Here is a 15,249-nt window from a genome sequence, read left to right as displayed (position 1 = left end):
CGGTGTCGCGGAGCCGTCAATGGGAAGCGCCCCCGAGGCAACCAAAAGCGTTACCTGCGGGGGCGCTGTGTGCGGCCGGCCTACTTCGACAGATTCGGCGGCGGTATCGGGGTCGCCGCAAGCGACTGCGGTGACGTCGCCGAGGCGTACGCCGACGGGGCCGCCATGGCCGCCGTGGGGTCCGCGGTGGGCTCCCCTTCGGCCTGGAGGGGAAGGGGGCCGATCATCCGTATGCCGGCCGCGTCCAGGGTCTGCTTGATGCGCCAGCGCAGCTCGCGCTCGACGCCCAGGGACTTGCCCGGCATGGTCTTCGCCGTGACCCGTACGGTCATGGAGTCGAGCAGCACCGCGTCGAGGCCGAGGATCTCCACCGGTCCCCACAGACGCTCCGACCACGGCTCTTCCTTGGTCATGGTCTCGCCCGCCTCGGCGATCGCCTTGCGGACCATGTCCAGGTCCTCCGTCGGGCGGACCGTGACGTCGACCCCGGCCGTGGACCAGCCCTGGCTGAGGTTGCCGATCCGCTTCACCTCGCCGTTGCGGACGTACCAGATCTCGCCGTTGTCGCCGCGCAGCTTGGTGACCCGCAGGCCCACCTCGATGACCTCGCCGGAGGCCACACCCGCGTCGACCGTGTCGCCGACGCCGTACTGGTCCTCGAGGATCATGAAGACGCCGGACAGGAAGTCGGTGACCAGGTTGCGCGCGCCGAAGCCGAGTGCCACACCGGCGACCCCCGCGGAGGCCAGCAGGGGGGCCAGGTTGATCTGGAAGGCGCCGAGGATCATCAGGGCGGCGGTGCCGAGGATCAGGAACGACGTGACGGAGCGGAGTACGGAACCGATGGCTTCGGAGCGCTGGCGGCGGCGTTCCGCGTTGACCAGCAGGCCGCCGAGGGCCGTGCCCTCCACCGCCTGGGCGCTGCGGTTCATCCGGTCGATGAGGTTGGTCAGGGCACGCCGGATCAGGTAGCGCAGCACGATCGCGATGGTGGCGATGAGGATGATGCGCAGACCGGTGTTCAGCCAGGTGGACCAGTTCTCCTCGACCCAGCCTGCGGCGTTCCCCGCCCGCTCGGCGGCTTCGTCCAGCGAGCCGGCGGCGCCCGGTGACGGGGCCGCGGCCAGGAGGGCGGACAGGGACACGACGGGGACCTCCAGGTGGGGCGACAGCAGACCAACCACAGTAACGAAGCAGGGGGTGTGGATCGTTGCCGCCGACGAGGGAGAGACACGTCTCACCCGGGGACCCACCGGATGTGGCCGATCCCACACCGGAGCCGGCCGCCCTGCCGGAGCACCTGATCCGGTGCGTCCGGGGCTACGGGCGCCCGGCCGGTGAGGAAAATCCTTTCGGCCCGTTACCCGCACGTGGTGGCGCTCGGACCAGGCATGAGGAGAGACTGAGATCGGATCGTCCCGGCGCGAGCCACGCGTCGCCGGCGTACAAGGAGGCATCCACGTGCCGCACGTCCTGGTTCTCAACGCTTCGTACGAGCCGCTCGGCGTCGTACCTCTCCGCCGCGCACTCGTCCTCGTCCTCGAGAACAAGGCCATCTGCCTCGAGGAGTCCGGCGCCTTCATGCACAGTGCCACCCGTGCCGTGCCGGCGCCCAGCGTCGTACGCCTCAAGCGGTTCGTACGGGTCCCCTACCGGGGGCCCGTTCCACTCACCCGCCGGGCCCTCTTCGCGAGGGACGGCGGTCGCTGCATGTACTGCGGGGCCGCCGCGACCAGCGTCGACCACGTCATCCCGCGCAGCCGCGGCGGGCAGCACGCCTGGGACAACGTGGTGGCCGCCTGCCGCCGCTGCAACCACGTCAAGGCGGACCGCCACCTCCCCGAGCTGGGGTGGAGGCTGCGCCACCAGCCTGCGCCGCCCAGCGGTCTCGCCTGGCGGATCATCGGGACAGGACACCGGGACCCGCGCTGGCTGCCGTACTTGCAGCCGTTCGGCGCGGACGACGTGATGGCCCGGATCGACGGCGTTTCCGCCTGAGGAACCGGGCCTTCGGCGTCCTCGGGCCCTCAGGGGGCGCCCTGGTCCTCCCCGGCGACGGCGTAGGCCTCGACCGAGAAGAGCGAGTACCCGTACTCGGTGGCCCGGCCGTCGCCCTGGATTCTGATGAAGCGGGTGTCCTTCGCGTCCATCCGGACCGACTCGCGCCCGCCTCCGCCGTCCCGCACCGTGGCCGCCGTACGCCAGGTACGGCCGTCCGAGGAGACCTGCACGCGGTAGCGGGAGGCGTAGGCGTCCTGCCACCGCAGCACGACCTGGCCCAGGCGCACGGGCCCCGGCAGCTCGGCCTGCCACCAGGCGCCGTCCTCGACGGGCGACGACCAGCGGGTCTCCGGGTCGCCGTCGGAGGCCGCCGCCGCGGGGAAGTCCGGGGTCTCGTCGCCGGACGAGGATGCCTCGGCCGTACGCAGCAGATCGGGTCCCGCCGTGCGCGGGAAGGCCCGGACGGTCAGCGTGCTCTCCTCGCCCCCGAAGCGCAGCGGAACCTCGTACTCACCGGCCGGGGTGCCGTCCGGCACCGTGATGTCCACGGGGACGTCGGTGTGCGAGCCGCGTGTCACCGTCGCCTGCTCCGGCAGCTTCACCTTGATGCCCTTGGGCGCCTTCGCCGTGAGCGTCCCCTTCACCTCGCCGGGCCGTCCGCCGGCCAGCCGTGCCTCGACCCGCTGCGTACCGCCGCCGATCACGGCGTCCGTCCGGTCGCGGACGAGGGCGAGCCGGGCCGCCGGCTCGTCGCCGAACCACGGGACGAGCGCCCGCACGTCGGGGGAGTCCGGGGCCGGGGGAGTGCCCGCGACCCCGGGGGCGAGGGGGTCGACGAGGACCGGGCGGGCGGACGGCGTGGTGACGCGCAGCGCGTCCGCCCGCAGGCCCTTCACCGTCGTGTGGGTCCAGCCCGCCTCCGACAGGGGGCCGAGGGCGCGCCATCCCTCGCCCGGGACGTGGGCCTCGAGGACCGAGTCCGCCGGCACGTCGCCCGGCCGGGTCAGCGCGGTGACTGCTTCCAGCGGACGGGCGCGGTCGAGCCGGAGGGTGTAGCTGTGCGCGTCCCGGCTCGTGGTTCCCGCGTCGCGGTCGGCGCCGTTCCAGGCGACCGCCTCCTCGGCGACCCGGTCCAGGAAAGGATCCAGGACGCCGTCGCCGACCGTGGCCGTGCTCGACCCGATCTTCTCGCGCAGTGACTCCAGCGCCAGCTGGGCCTTCCAGGCCGCCGCCCCGTCGCCGCGCGCCTGCGCCGACAGCAGATCGACGGCGAGCTCGCCCGCCTCGCCGTACCGGGCCAGCTGTCCGGTCCACGGCCGCACCTCGCCCTGGAGCAGGCCGCCCGCGGTGGCCTTGAGCCGCTCGGGGGCCTGCCGCATGACCCCGAAGGCGGCGCGCAGCTCACGTGCCGCCTTGTCGCCGGCCGCCGTGCCGGATGTGCGCGCGGCCGAACGTGACGTCCAGAAGGCGGTCAGCAGCGGCCGGAGGTAAGCGGACTCGTTCCCGCCCAGCAGCGAGGTGGCGCTGTTGCCGGCCAGGGCCTCCAGGGCCGCCCGGGCGGTGCTGTCGCCGTCCGCCAGATCGTCCATGGCCGCCTGCCAGGACTCCTGCGGCCGGTATCCCCTCGGGTTCCACGCGAAGTCGGCGGCGGTGAACAGGGGGATGCGGGACGCCGAGGGCTGCTCCATGGCGTTGGCGAGCAGCGCCGCCGACCCACTGGCCACCGCGGGGTCCCGGCCGGTGTACGGGCCCAGGAAGATGCGGTCCTGCGCGTAGTCGTTGACCGGGTAGTTGTCCATGGTGACCAGGGGGCGCCGGAAGGCCGTCCGGGCGTCTGCCAGCTCCCGCCCGGTGATCGTCCTCGGTACGACCCCGACGCCGGTCCAGGCCACCTGCACCCGGTGGTCCAGCGCCGCGGCGAGCGCCGTTCGGTACTCGGTGGTGCCGTCCTGGTAGAACTCGGTCGGCATCACCGAGAGCGGCTCCGCCTCCGGGTGCCGGTCCGCGAGGTGCCGGGCGACCGCGCTCGCCACCCGGGCCTGCGCCCTGGCCGCCGCCTCGGGGCCGCTGCCGTACGTCTCCGCGTCCTGTTCGCAGTGCCATTCGCTGTAGCTGACGTTCTGGAACTGCAGCTGGAAGACCCGCACCCCCAGTGCCCACATCGCGTCGATCTTGCGGGTCAGTGCCCGCACGTCGGCCTCGGAGGCCATGCACATCGCCTGACCGGGCGAGACGGCCCAGCCGAGCGTCACGTGCTCGGCCCGTGCCCTCTCCGCCAGCGCGCGGAAGTCGGCGCGCTCGCCGGCCGGGTAGGGCTCGCGCCACCGGGCCTGCCGGTAGGGGTCGTCGCCGGCCGCGTAGAGGTAGCGGTTCTGCTTCGTGCGTCCCATGAAGCCGAGCTGGGCGAGCCGCTCCTCGGTGGTCCAGGGCTGCCCGTAGAAGCCCTCGGCCATCCCGCGTACGGCGGTACCCGGCCAGTCGCGGACCACGGCTCCGGCGACGGTGCCGCCCTCGACCAGCTGGCGCAGGGTCTGCACCCCGTGGAACAGGCCGTCCTCACCGACGCCGTCCAGGGCGACCGTGGGCCGGCCCCCGGCCCTGCCCACGGCGAGCCGGTAGCCCCCGGACGGCAGGTCGGCGCGCTCGGGTGCGCGCAGGGCCCGCAGCGCCCTGCCCGCTTCCGTGCCCCCGAGCCGGACCACCGGGCCCTTGCCGGGCAGGGCCTCGTGCACCGTGCGCACACCCGCGTCACGCAGGAGGGTCCTGAGCGACTCCACGGCGTACGGATCGGCTCCCGCGTCCGCGAGGAGGGTGACCTCGGTCCCCAGGGTGACGGCCTGTCCGGACGCCTTGACGGACTGCGGCCGGGGCCAGACGGACGGCAGCTGCGCGTCTCCGGCGCGGTCCGGTGTGGTCGCGGCAGGGCCGTCCGGCGCGACGGGGGCCGCGACGGCGGCCGGCGCGAAGGAGCTCAGCAGCCCGCCGATCACAGCGACGGCGACGGCCGTCACATGCCTCCTGCGCCCGAGCTGCACGCCGTACTCCCTCTGTCAGACCTCGCCCCGGCAGTGACGTCCGAGCCCACCACCCGGGCGCGGGGGTGTCAATGCGCGTGGCCGCTTTGACGGATATGCCCGATGTGTTGCGCGGCGTGGCGCGTGGGCGCTCGGGGAAGGGTCGCCGAGTGGCTGAAAACAGCCCATACCCGACGCCCGGGGGAACGGAGTGTGACCCACGGCACGTTGGGCTCGTTGTCATAACGCCTATGTCACGTCCACGTCTGCTCCGGTGTCCTCTGGGTAGGCCTGCTGTGTCCTGTTGTCCACGGCCAGGAGGCCAACATGCCCGCTTCCGCGCAGCTTCTGCTCTCCGCCCTCTCCAAACAGGTACCGAACCCCATGGACTCCGATCCGCCGGCAGCCAAGACGTCCCCGACCTTCACCTCCCCTCCGATGATCAGCGAGCTTCCGCTCGCCGATGTCTCCCACCTCGTCGGCGAACCCGTGTTCGCCGACAGCGCTCCGCTCCTCAGCGAGCCCCCGCTCACCAGCGAGCCTCCGCTCGCAGACGCCACACCTCTCACGAGCGAGCCTCCGCTCGCCGCCGTCGCCCCTCTGACCAGCGAGCCGACAGCACCCGGCACCGCAGGGGGCATGGAGTCCCCAGGAGTCTGAATGGGCTTGTCCCGGCTCGCCGCACTGCACGGCGTCGCCACCTCCTTCTCCCCGTCCGCGGACGTCACAGTGTCCGTCCCCGACGACACGGTCACGGCCGTGCTCGCCGCGCTGGGCGTCGACGCCGCTACGCCCGAGGACGTACGGAGTTCACTTGCCGCGGCGGAATCGGCAGCGGCCTCCCGACTGCTCCCACCGACGGTGGTCACCTGGTCGGGGGAGCCGCTGCCGGCCGCGCTCGTGGGGCTGCCGCCGGGCGCGCTGCTCACGGTCGACCCCGAACCGGGAACCACCGGCGCGCATCAGCCCCTGCGTATGCGCGTGCTGCCCGCCCCGGCCCCGGCGGGGGACGCGCCGGTGACGCCCTCCTGGTGGACCGAACCACCTCTGGGCGTGCACCGGCTGACGGTCCGTACCCCTGACCACCGCCGCGCCGCCGCCACGCTCGTCGTCGCTCCGGACCGCGTACCCCAGCCGCCCGGTCGCACGCACGGATTCCTCGTCCAGCTCTACTCGATGCTGTCCGCCCGCTCCTGGGGCATGGGCGACCTAGCGGACCTGGCCGACCTCGCCGCCTGGGCGGGACGGACCCTGGGCAGCGGTTTCGTCCAGGTCAACCCGCTGCACGCCGCCGTACCCGGCGCGCCGACCGACCCTTCCCCGTACCGCCCGTCCTCGCGCCGCTTCCCCGACCCCGTCCACCTGCACATCGAGTCGATCCCGGAGTGCGGCCACGTCGCCGAGCCCGGCAGGGCGGCCCTGGACGACCTGCGGCAGCAAGCCGCGGCACTGCGCGAGGCGGTGCTGAACAAGGGTGCGCTGATCGACAGGGACGCCGTCTGGGGGCTCAAGAAGCAGGCCCTGGAGATCGTCCACGAGGTCCCCCTGACCCCCGGCCGCCGCGCCGCCTACTGCGACTTCCTCGCGGAGCAGGGGCAGGCCCTGGAGGACCACGCCCTGTGGTGTGCCCTGGCCGAGGTGCACGGCCCCTGCTGGCGCGCCTGGCCCGACGGGCTGCGTGACCCCCGCTCCCCGCAGAGCGTCCGTGCCCGCACCGACCTGATGGACCGGGTCGACTTCCACTGCCGGCTCGCCTGGCTCACGGACACCCAGCTCGCCACCGCTCAGAGGGCCGCCAGGGAGTCCGGGATGCCGGTCGGGATCGTCCACGACCTCGCCGTCGGGGTCCACCCGGACGGCGCCGACACCTGGGCCCAGCAGGACGCCTTCGCGCAGGGCATGTCCGTCGGCGCGCCCCCCGACGCCTTCAACGCCCACGGCCAGGACTGGGGGCTGCCCCCCTGGCGTCCCGACGCCCTCGCGGCGTCCGGTTACGCGCCCTACCGCAATCTCCTGCGCGGCCTCCTCGCCCACGCCGGGGCGCTTCGCATCGACCACGTGATGGGGCTCTTCCGGCTCTGGTGGGTGCCCGAGGGGAGTTCGCCCACCGAGGGCGCGTACGTCGCCCAGGACGCCGAGGCGATGCTCGCCGTACTCGTCCTGGAAGCGCACCGGGCCGGTGCCGTCGTCATAGGGGAGGACCTCGGCACCGTCGAGCCCGGAGTGCGCGAGGCGCTCGCCCGGCGCGGGGTGCTCGGCACCTCCGTGCTCTGGTTCGAGCGCGACTGGGGCGGCACCGGGCGCCCGCTCGCCCCCGAGGACTGGCGCCGGGACAGCGTGGCCACGGCGACCACCCATGACCTGCCGTCGACGGCGGCCCGGCTGACGGGCGAGCACGTGGCGCTCCGCCACCGGCTGGGGCTGCTCACCCGGGACCTGGAGCAGGAGTCGGCCGACGACGCCGCCGACACCGCCGACTGGCTGGCCTACCTGGCCCGCCTCCGGCTGCTTCCCGAGGGCGACGGCGACGAGGAGGCGGCCGTCCGGGCCGTCCACCGCTTCCTGCTGCGCACCCCGGCCAGGATGGCCGGGGTCTGGCTCCCGGACACCGTGGGCGACCGCCGTCCGCAGAACATCCCCGGGACCTGGGACCAGTACCCCAACTGGCGCCTCCCGATCGCCGATGCGGAAGGTCATCCGGTCACCCTGGAGGAGATCACCGCGTCGCCCCGGCTGCACAGGCTGATGGCCGTCCTCGCGGAGGGCTCCGGGGCCCGTACGGCACCCCCGGGCGCGCGGCCGTCGTAGGCGTTCGCTACGTTGGCACCGTGGACAAGAAGAACGCTATGCGCGCCGGCGCCGTCGCGGCCGGTACGACGCTGATGATGCTGCTCATGTCGTCCCCGGCGCTCGCGCTCACCCGCGACGACGGTGACGACCCGGGCCCGGGCCTGAACGTGATGGAGACCCTCGGTCTCTATGTCGTGGCACCGATCGTGCTGTTCCTGGCGATCGCGGCACTCGTCATGGTCCTCGACAAGTCCAAGAAGCAGGCCTAGGCCCCTTCGGATCTCGTCGGCTCGCAGGGGCATCCCTGAACCGGCCTGATCCGGTCGAGGTGTCCTGGTTCGCCCGAGTGCGCCGCCGGTACGGAGTACCGCGCGGCGCACCGGCATGTCCGGGCTCCCGGTAGGTTTCGGCCATGACCGAGTGGGACGTCAAGAAGCTCCGCATCCTACGCACCCTGCGCGACCGCGGCACGGTCACCGCCACCGCCGAAGCCCTGCGCATGACCCCGTCGGCCGTCTCGCAGCAGCTCAGCAACCTTGCCGGGCAGCTGGGGGTGCCGCTCCTGGAGGCGCAGGGCCGACGCGTCCGGCTCACCGACGCCGCGCATCTCGTGCTGCGCCACGCGGAGGTCGTGTTCGCCCAGCTCGAGCGGGCCGACGCCGAGCTGACCGGCTATCTGCGGGGCGAGGCGGGGCAGGTCCGGGTCGGCGCCTTCTCGACCGCCGTGCCCGCCCTCGTCGTACCGGCGGTGCGGCTCCTGGAGACCGCGGACAGGCCCGGTCCGCAGGTCCGCGTACGGGAGGCGGAAGCGGCAGAGGCCTACGAGCTGCTGTCGGCAGGTGAGGTGGACCTCGCGCTCTCCCTCGCCGCGCACGCCCCGACGGCCCGGGACCCCCGCTTCACCCTGCTGCCCCTCCTGGCCGACCCGCTGGACGTGGCGCTGCCCGTCGGCCACCGCCACGCCGGGGCACCGGCCCTGCGGCTCTCGGACCTCTCCCTGGAGCCCTGGATCTTCGGCGGGTCCGGCCCGTGGTCGGAGATCACCACCGCCGCCTGCGAGGCCGCAGGCTTCGTTCCCGAGCAGGCCCACAGCGCCGCCGGCTGGACGGCGATCCTCGCCATGGTGAGGGCGGGCATGGGTGTGGCCCTGATCCCCCGGATGGTCTCCGCCTCCGACCGGCCTCGCGACGGCGTGGTGATGAGGGCCCTGGAGGCGGACCGGCCGTACCGCCACGTGGTGGCGGCGGTGCGGCAGGGCGCGGAACGCGGTCCGGCGCTCGCGCGGGTGCTGACGGCACTGCAGGAGGTGGCGGCCCGCATCCGCTGAGGACACCGAATCTCTTAAGCGGAACTGAATGGACTGTACGAAAACTTTCGATGGACCTGATCGGTGCGACGGCGGCACAGTGGACGCATGCCCACCGAAACGAAGCAGACGGAGCCCCGGTCCACCGACCCGCACGCCAATGACGCGGCCCCCTACGGCGGCGGCGACCCCTACGCCGACTACCGCGCGGGCGACTTCCCGTTCACCGAGCTCGTCGACCTCGCCGACCGCCGGCTCGGCGCGGGCGTGATCGCGGCCAACGACGAGTTCTTCGCCGAGCGCGAGAACCTCCTGATCCGCGAACCCGCCGTCTTCGACCCCGAGCGCTTCGGTCACAAGGGCAAGATCATGGACGGCTGGGAGACCCGCCGCCGCCGGGGCGCGGACGCGGCCCACCCGTTCCCCGCGCCCGAGGACCACGACTGGGCGATCGTCCGGCTGGGCACCCCCGGGATCATCCGGGGCGTCATCGTCGACACCGCCCACTTCCGCGGCAACTACCCGCAGCGCGTCTCCGTCCAGGCGACGTCCCTGGAAGGCGCCCCGGGGCCGGAGGAACTCCTCGCCGACGACGTGAAGTGGGAGGAGCTCGTCCCGCCGACGCCCGTACGCGGACACGCCGCCAACGGCTTCGAGATCACGGGCGGCCGCCGCTACACCCATCTGCGGATCTGCCAGCACCCCGACGGCGGCATCGCCCGCCTCCGCGTGCACGGCGAGGTCGTCCCCGACCCGGCCTGGCTCGCGGCCCTGGGCACGATCGACCTGATCTCGATCCTGAACGGCGGCATGTACGAGGACGCCTCGGACCGCTTCTACTCCTCGCCGGCCCAGATCATCCTGCCCGGCACCTCCCGCAAGATGGACGACGGCTGGGAGAACCGGCGCCGCCGGGTCCGCGACACGAACGACTGGGTGCGCTTCCGGCTGCCCGCCCAGGGCGCGGTGCGCGCTGTCGAGATCGACACCGCGTACCTCAAGGGCAACGCGGCCGGCTGGATCAGCCTCCACGGCCGTGACGGCGACTCCGGCGAGTGGTCCGAGATCATCCCCCGCACCCGGCTCCAGCCCGACACCCTGCACCGTTTCGTCCTGGACGCCGAGGCAGTGGTCACCCACGTACGCCTGGACACCTTCCCCGACGGGGGCGTGGCCCGGATGCGCCTGCACGGATCCCTGACGGAGGCGGGCGCGGCCGAACTGGCGCGCCGCCACGAGGAGTCGGGCGCGTAGTCCCGGCTCCCGCGACGCCGGCTCCCGCGACGCCGGCTCCCGCGACGCCGGATCCGGCAACCCCGGCTCCCGCGACACCGGATCCGTAACTCCGGCTCCGGCAACTCCGGCTCCCGCCCGGCGGACGGCTGCGCGACACGCGCCTGCCCGCCGGGCGGTCTCAAGGGGGTGTCCTGCGGCCGGTGCCGCGGGGAAGCCTCAGCCGTCGGTGGGGCCGGACGGCGCATCGCGTCGCGGTACGCGCGGGGCCGCCCCGTACGGCGAAGGGGGCGCCTCCTGACGGAGACGCCCCCTTCGCCCCGTACGGCGAAGGGGGCGCCTCCTGACGGAGACGCCCCCTCACCGTGCGGCCGAAGCCGTTACGCGAAGCCGTTACGCGGTGGCCGCCGCCGCGTCCGCAGCCTGCGCCTTCAGCGCACGCTCCACGCCCGCCCTGGACTCCGACATCAGCCGGCGCAGCGCGGCGGTCGGCTGTGCAGACTCCAGCCAGGCGTCCGTGGCGTCCAGGGTCTCCTGCGAGACCTGGAGGGCCGGGTACAGGCCGACCGCGATCTGCTGGGCCATCTCGTGGCTGCGCGAGTCCCAGACGTCCTTCACGGCCGTGAAGAACTTCTCCGTGTAGGGAGCCAGCAGCTCACGCTGGTCGGTCTGCACGAAGCCGCCGATGACCGACTCCTGGAGGGAGTTCGGCAGCTTGTCGGACTCGACGACCGACGCCCATGCCTCGGCCTTCGCCTCCTCGGTGGGCTGGGCCGCGCGCGCGGACGCCGCGTGGCGCTCACCCGCGGCCGTCCTGTCGCGCTCGTACTCGGCGGCGATCTCCTCCTCGTCCAGGAGGCCCGTCGCGGCCAGGCGCTGTACGAACGCCCAGCGCAGCTCCGTGTCGACGGCCAGGCCCTCGATCACCTGCGTGCCGTCCAGCAGCGACTGCAGCACGTCGAGGTGCAGCGGACTGCGGGCCGTCGCGGCGAAGGCACGGGCCCAGGCCAGCTGGTGGTCGCCGGCCGGCTCCGCCGCGCGCAGGTGCGCCAGAGTCGCCTCGGTCCACTGGTTCAGACCCGCCTCGCGCCACTCCGGGGCGGCGTAGAGGTCCAGGGCCAGCTTCACCTGACGGTGCAGGGACTGCACGACGCCGATGTCCGACTCCTTGCCGATCCCGGAGAGGACGAGCGCCAGGTAGTCGCGCGTCGCCAGCTCGCCGTCGCGCGTCATGTCCCAGGCCGAGGCCCAGCTCAGGGCGCGCGGCAGGGACTCGGAGAAGTCACCCAGGTGCGCGGTGACGACCCGCAGCGACTCCTCGTCGAGGCGGACCTTCGCGTACGAGAGGTCGTCGTCGTTGAGCAGGACGACGGCCGGGCGCGCCGTGCCGGACGGGAACGGCACGGTGGTGCGCTCGCCGTCGACGTCCAGCTCGATCCGGTCCGTGCGGACCAGCTTCCCCGCCGCGTCGAGGTCGTAGCAGCCGATGGCGATCCGGTGCGGGCGAAGCGTGGGCTCGCCCTTTGCCCCGGCGGGGAGCGCGGGCGCCTCCTGGAGGACGGTGAACGACGTGACGTGACCGTTCTCGTCCGTCTCGATCTCCGGGCGCAGGATGTTGATGCCGGCCGTCTCCAGCCACGCCTTGGACCAGGTCTTCAGGTCACGGCCGGAGGTCTCCTCCAGCGCGCCCAGCAGGTCCGACAGGCGGGTGTTCCCATAGGCGTGCGCCTTGAAGTACGCCTGGACGCCCTTGAAGAAGGCGTCCTTGCCGACGTAGGCCACGAGCTGCTTCAGGACCGAGGCGCCCTTCGCGTACGTGATCCCGTCGAAGTTCACCAGGACGTCGTCGAGGTCCCGGATGTCCGCCATGATCGGGTGCGTGGACGGCAGCTGGTCCTGGCGGTACGCCCACGTCTTCATGGAGTTGGCGAAGGTCGTCCAGGAGTGCGGCCACCTCGAACCCTCGGCGTCCGCCTGGCAGGCGATCGAGGTGTACGTGGCGAACGACTCGTTCAGCCAGAGGTCGTTCCACCACTCCATGGTCACCAGGTCGCCGAACCACATGTGGGCGAGCTCGTGGAGGATGGTCTCGGCGCGCGTCTCGTACGCCGCGTCCGTGACCTTCGAACGGAACACGTACTGGTCGCGGATGGTGACCGCGCCCGCGTTCTCCATCGCGCCGGCGTTGAACTCCGGGACGAAGAGCTGGTCGTACTTGGCGAAGGGGTAGGCGTAGTCGAACTTCTCCTGGAACCACTCGAAGCCCTGCCGGGTCACCGCGAAGATGTCGTCCGCGTCGAGGTACTCGGCGAGCGACGGGCGGCAGTAGATCCCGAGCGGGACGGACTGGCCGTCCTTCTCGTAGCTGCTGTGCACCGAGTGGTACGGGCCGGCGATCAGGGCCGTGATGTAGGTGGAGATGCGCGGCGTCGGCTCGAAGGACCAGACGTCGTCCTTCGGTTCGGGCGTCGGCGAGTTGGAGATCACGGTCCAGCCGGACGGGGCCTTCACGGTGAACCGGAAGGTCGCCTTCAGGTCGGGCTGCTCGAAGCTCGCGAACACCCGGCGGGCGTCCGGCACCTCGAACTGGGTGTACAGGTATGCCTGTTCGTCGACCGGGTCGACGAACCGGTGCAGCCCCTCACCGGTGTTCGTGTACGAGCAGTCGGCGACGACCTTCAGCTCGTTGGCGCCGGCCCGGAGGTGCCTCAGCGTGATCCGGGAGTCCCGGAAGACGGCTGCGATGTCCAGGTCCTTGCCGTTCAGCACGATGTCGTGCACCGCCGGGGCGACCAGATCGATGAAGGTCTCCGCACCGGCTTCGGCCGAGTCGAAGCGCACGGTGGTGACGGACCTGTAGGTGCCACCCTCCTGCGCGCCGGAGAGGTCGAGGTCGACCTCGTACGCGTCCACGGTCAGCAGGCGCGCCCGCTCCTGTGCCTCTTCGCGGGTCAGATTCGTGCCAGGCACGCGGTCATCTCCTTTGATGTGCGGTGTTTTGGCCATCCTTCCACGTGCGGAGCGCGCAACGCGATGTCCGTTTTCCGCCGGACCGGCCCAGGCGCACGGACCACCCTGGGAGCATGACCGCATACGAGGCACGGCCCATCGGGCCGGACGCGCTGAAAGAGCTCCGCACGACCGACGACGCGGGGCGGCCCTGCGTCCCGTACACGGCGACGGAGGGCGGCGAGCCCCTGCGCTGCTGCCTGCGCGGCGCCGAGCCCGGGGAGCGGATCGCCCTGGTCTCCTACGCGCCGCTGCGCCGCTGGGCGGCCGAGACCGGGGCGCGCCCCGGGGCGTACGACGAGCAGGGGCCGGTCTTCCTCCACGCCGGGGAGTGCGAGGGGCCGGCGGGGGACCGGCCCGGCTATCCGTTCTCCAGGGCGGGCGCACTGCGCGCGGTCCGGCGCTACGACGCCGACGGCAGGATCGTCGGAGGCCGGCTGCTGGAGATACCTGCCGACGAGGAGAGCGGCTTCGACGCGGCCCTCGCGGAGGCGTTCGCGGACCCGGAGGTGGCGCTGGTGCACGTACGGGCCGTGGAGTACGGGTGCTTCCACTTCGAGGTACGAGCGCGTCGGGAGCGGTAGCACCCGGGTGGGCGGAACCTTCCTGCTTTCGGTAGGAGGAATGGCGTGAAGACCGGTGTGAGCTCGTGTGCGAGCAGGTGCGTGCCATGACCCATGAGCGGTTCCTCCGGCGTGTCGGCGCCGTCCCCCGCCGGCGCACGGCCGACATCGCCGTCGCCCTGCGGCGGCACCTCGCCCTCCGAGACGTGCGAAAGGGCGGCTCCCGGGCATCGGGGCCGCCCTTTCGTGGTGCGCGTGTCAGCCCTTGAGCTCCGCCGCCACCAGCTCCGCGATCTGGACCGCGTTCAGCGCGGCGCCCTTGCGGAGGTTGTCGTTGGAGACGAACAGCGCGAGGCCGTGCTCGACGGTCTCGTCGGCCCGGATGCGGCCCACGTAGGAGGCGTCCTTGCCGGCGGCCTGGAGCGGGGTCGGGATCTCGGAGAGCTCGACGCCCTCGGCGTCCTTCAGCAGCTCGTAGGCGCGCTCGACGCTGATCGGGCGGGCGAAACGGGCATTGATCTGGAGGGAGTGGCCGGAGAAGACCGGGACCCGGACACAGGTGCCGGACACCTTGAGCTCCGGGATCTCAAGGATCTTGCGGGACTCGTTGCGGAGCTTCTGCTCCTCGTCCGTCTCGAAGGAACCGTCGTCGACGATCGAACCGGCGAGCGGGAGCACGTTGAAGGCGATCGGGCGCTTGTAGACACCGGGCTCGGGGAAGTCCACCGCGTCACCGTCGTGCGTCAGCCTGTCCGCGTCGGCCACGACCTTGGAGACCTGGCCGTGCAGCTCCGCGACGCCCGCGACACCGGAGCCGGACACCGCCTGGTAGGTGGCGACCGTCAGCGCGTCGAGCTGCGCCTCCTGGTGCAGGGGGCGCAGCACGGGCATGGCCGCCATCGTGGTGCAGTTCGGGTTGGCGATGATGCCCTTGGGGCGGTTCCTGATCGCGTGCGCGTTGACCTCGGAGACAACCAGCGGGACCTCGGGGTCCTTGCGCCATGCGGAGGAGTTGTCGATCACCACGGCACCCTGGGCGGCGACCTTCTCGGCCAGCGCCTTCGAGGTCGCGCCGCCCGCGGAGAACAGCACGATGTCCAGTCCGGTGTAGTCCGCGGTGGAGGCGTCCTCCACCGTGATGTCCGTGCCCTCGTACGCGATGGTGGAGCCCGCGGAGCGCGCGGAGGCGAAGAGCCGCAGCTCGGCGACGGGGAACTTCCGCTCGGCCAGGATCCTGCGCATGACTGTGCCGACCTGACCGGTGGCGCCGACGATTCCGACCTTCACTGGAACTCCCTCACAGATGCGAACGGGCACGATTGCCGGTCCATGA

11 protein-coding genes are annotated in these 15,249 nt (G+C 72.6%); 7 read left to right on the top strand and 4 right to left on the bottom strand.

Going from position 1 to position 15,249, the window contains the following annotated elements; all coding sequences use genetic code 11:
* Nucleotides 1-80: 80 nt before the first annotated feature.
* Complete coding sequence (locus HED23_RS28775; RefSeq protein ID WP_203186270.1) at nt 81-1,145, bottom strand: mechanosensitive ion channel family protein; 1,065 nt, start codon at nt 1,143-1,145, stop codon at nt 81-83.
* A 316-nt stretch (nt 1,146-1,461) separates the two neighbouring features.
* Here HED23_RS28775 and HED23_RS28770 point away from each other — a divergent pair, with 316 nt between their 5' ends.
* Nucleotides 1,462-1,998 (top strand): HNH endonuclease, encoded by a 537-nt coding sequence (locus tag HED23_RS28770; protein ID WP_104785722.1) that lies wholly within the window; start codon nt 1,462-1,464, stop codon nt 1,996-1,998.
* A gap of 29 nt (nt 1,999-2,027) precedes the next feature.
* Here HED23_RS28770 and HED23_RS28765 read toward each other — a convergent pair whose 3' ends face one another.
* Nucleotides 2,028-5,036, bottom strand: coding sequence for a beta-N-acetylglucosaminidase domain-containing protein (locus tag HED23_RS28765; RefSeq protein WP_203186269.1), 3,009 nt, complete (start codon nt 5,034-5,036; stop codon nt 2,028-2,030).
* Between the two features lie 306 nt (nt 5,037-5,342).
* Here HED23_RS28765 and HED23_RS28760 point away from each other — a divergent pair, with 306 nt between their 5' ends.
* The 5 genes from HED23_RS28760 (at nt 5,343) to alc (ending at nt 10,365) form a co-directional block, all read left to right on the top strand.
* Nucleotides 5,343-5,675, top strand: a complete 333-nt coding sequence (locus tag HED23_RS28760) for a hypothetical protein (RefSeq protein WP_203186268.1) — start codon at nt 5,343-5,345, stop codon at nt 5,673-5,675.
* Nucleotides 5,676-7,823 (top strand): 4-alpha-glucanotransferase, encoded by a 2,148-nt coding sequence (malQ, locus tag HED23_RS28755; protein ID WP_203186267.1) that lies wholly within the window; start codon nt 5,676-5,678, stop codon nt 7,821-7,823.
* A 38-nt stretch (nt 7,824-7,861) separates the two neighbouring features.
* Nucleotides 7,862-8,074: a hypothetical protein gene (locus tag HED23_RS28750; protein WP_203187673.1), complete on the top strand. Its 213-nt coding sequence runs from the start codon at nt 7,862-7,864 to the stop codon at nt 8,072-8,074.
* Nucleotides 8,075-8,217: 143 nt separating this feature from the next.
* A complete protein-coding gene (locus HED23_RS28745) occupies nt 8,218-9,132 on the top strand; it encodes a LysR family transcriptional regulator (RefSeq protein ID WP_203186266.1) in 915 nt (304 codons plus the stop codon).
* Nucleotides 9,133-9,219: 87 nt separating this feature from the next.
* Nucleotides 9,220-10,365, top strand: coding sequence for an allantoicase (gene alc / locus HED23_RS28740; protein ID WP_203186265.1), 1,146 nt, complete (start codon nt 9,220-9,222; stop codon nt 10,363-10,365).
* Between the two features lie 372 nt (nt 10,366-10,737).
* Here the strand turns inward: alc and pepN are convergent, their stop codons facing one another.
* Nucleotides 10,738-13,314, bottom strand: a complete 2,577-nt coding sequence (pepN, locus tag HED23_RS28735) for an aminopeptidase N (RefSeq protein ID WP_203186264.1) — start codon at nt 13,312-13,314, stop codon at nt 10,738-10,740.
* A 113-nt stretch (nt 13,315-13,427) separates the two neighbouring features.
* On the opposite strand from pepN, the gene HED23_RS28730 reads away from it, so the two are divergent.
* Entirely contained in the window at nt 13,428-13,937 is a 510-nt protein-coding gene (locus HED23_RS28730; protein WP_203186263.1) for a DUF1203 domain-containing protein, read from the top strand.
* Between the two features lie 237 nt (nt 13,938-14,174).
* Here the strand turns inward: HED23_RS28730 and HED23_RS28725 are convergent, their stop codons facing one another.
* A complete protein-coding gene (locus HED23_RS28725; RefSeq protein WP_203186262.1) occupies nt 14,175-15,203 on the bottom strand; it encodes an aspartate-semialdehyde dehydrogenase in 1,029 nt (342 codons plus the stop codon).
* Between the last annotated feature and the right edge of the window lie 46 nt (nt 15,204-15,249).

It is taken from the genome of Streptomyces pratensis, from assembly GCF_016804005.1.
GTDB lineage: Bacteria > Actinomycetota > Actinomycetes > Streptomycetales > Streptomycetaceae > Streptomyces > Streptomyces pratensis_A.
The sequence above is the reverse complement of the archived record's forward strand: the minus strand, read 5'-3'. Positions and strand labels throughout refer to the sequence as shown.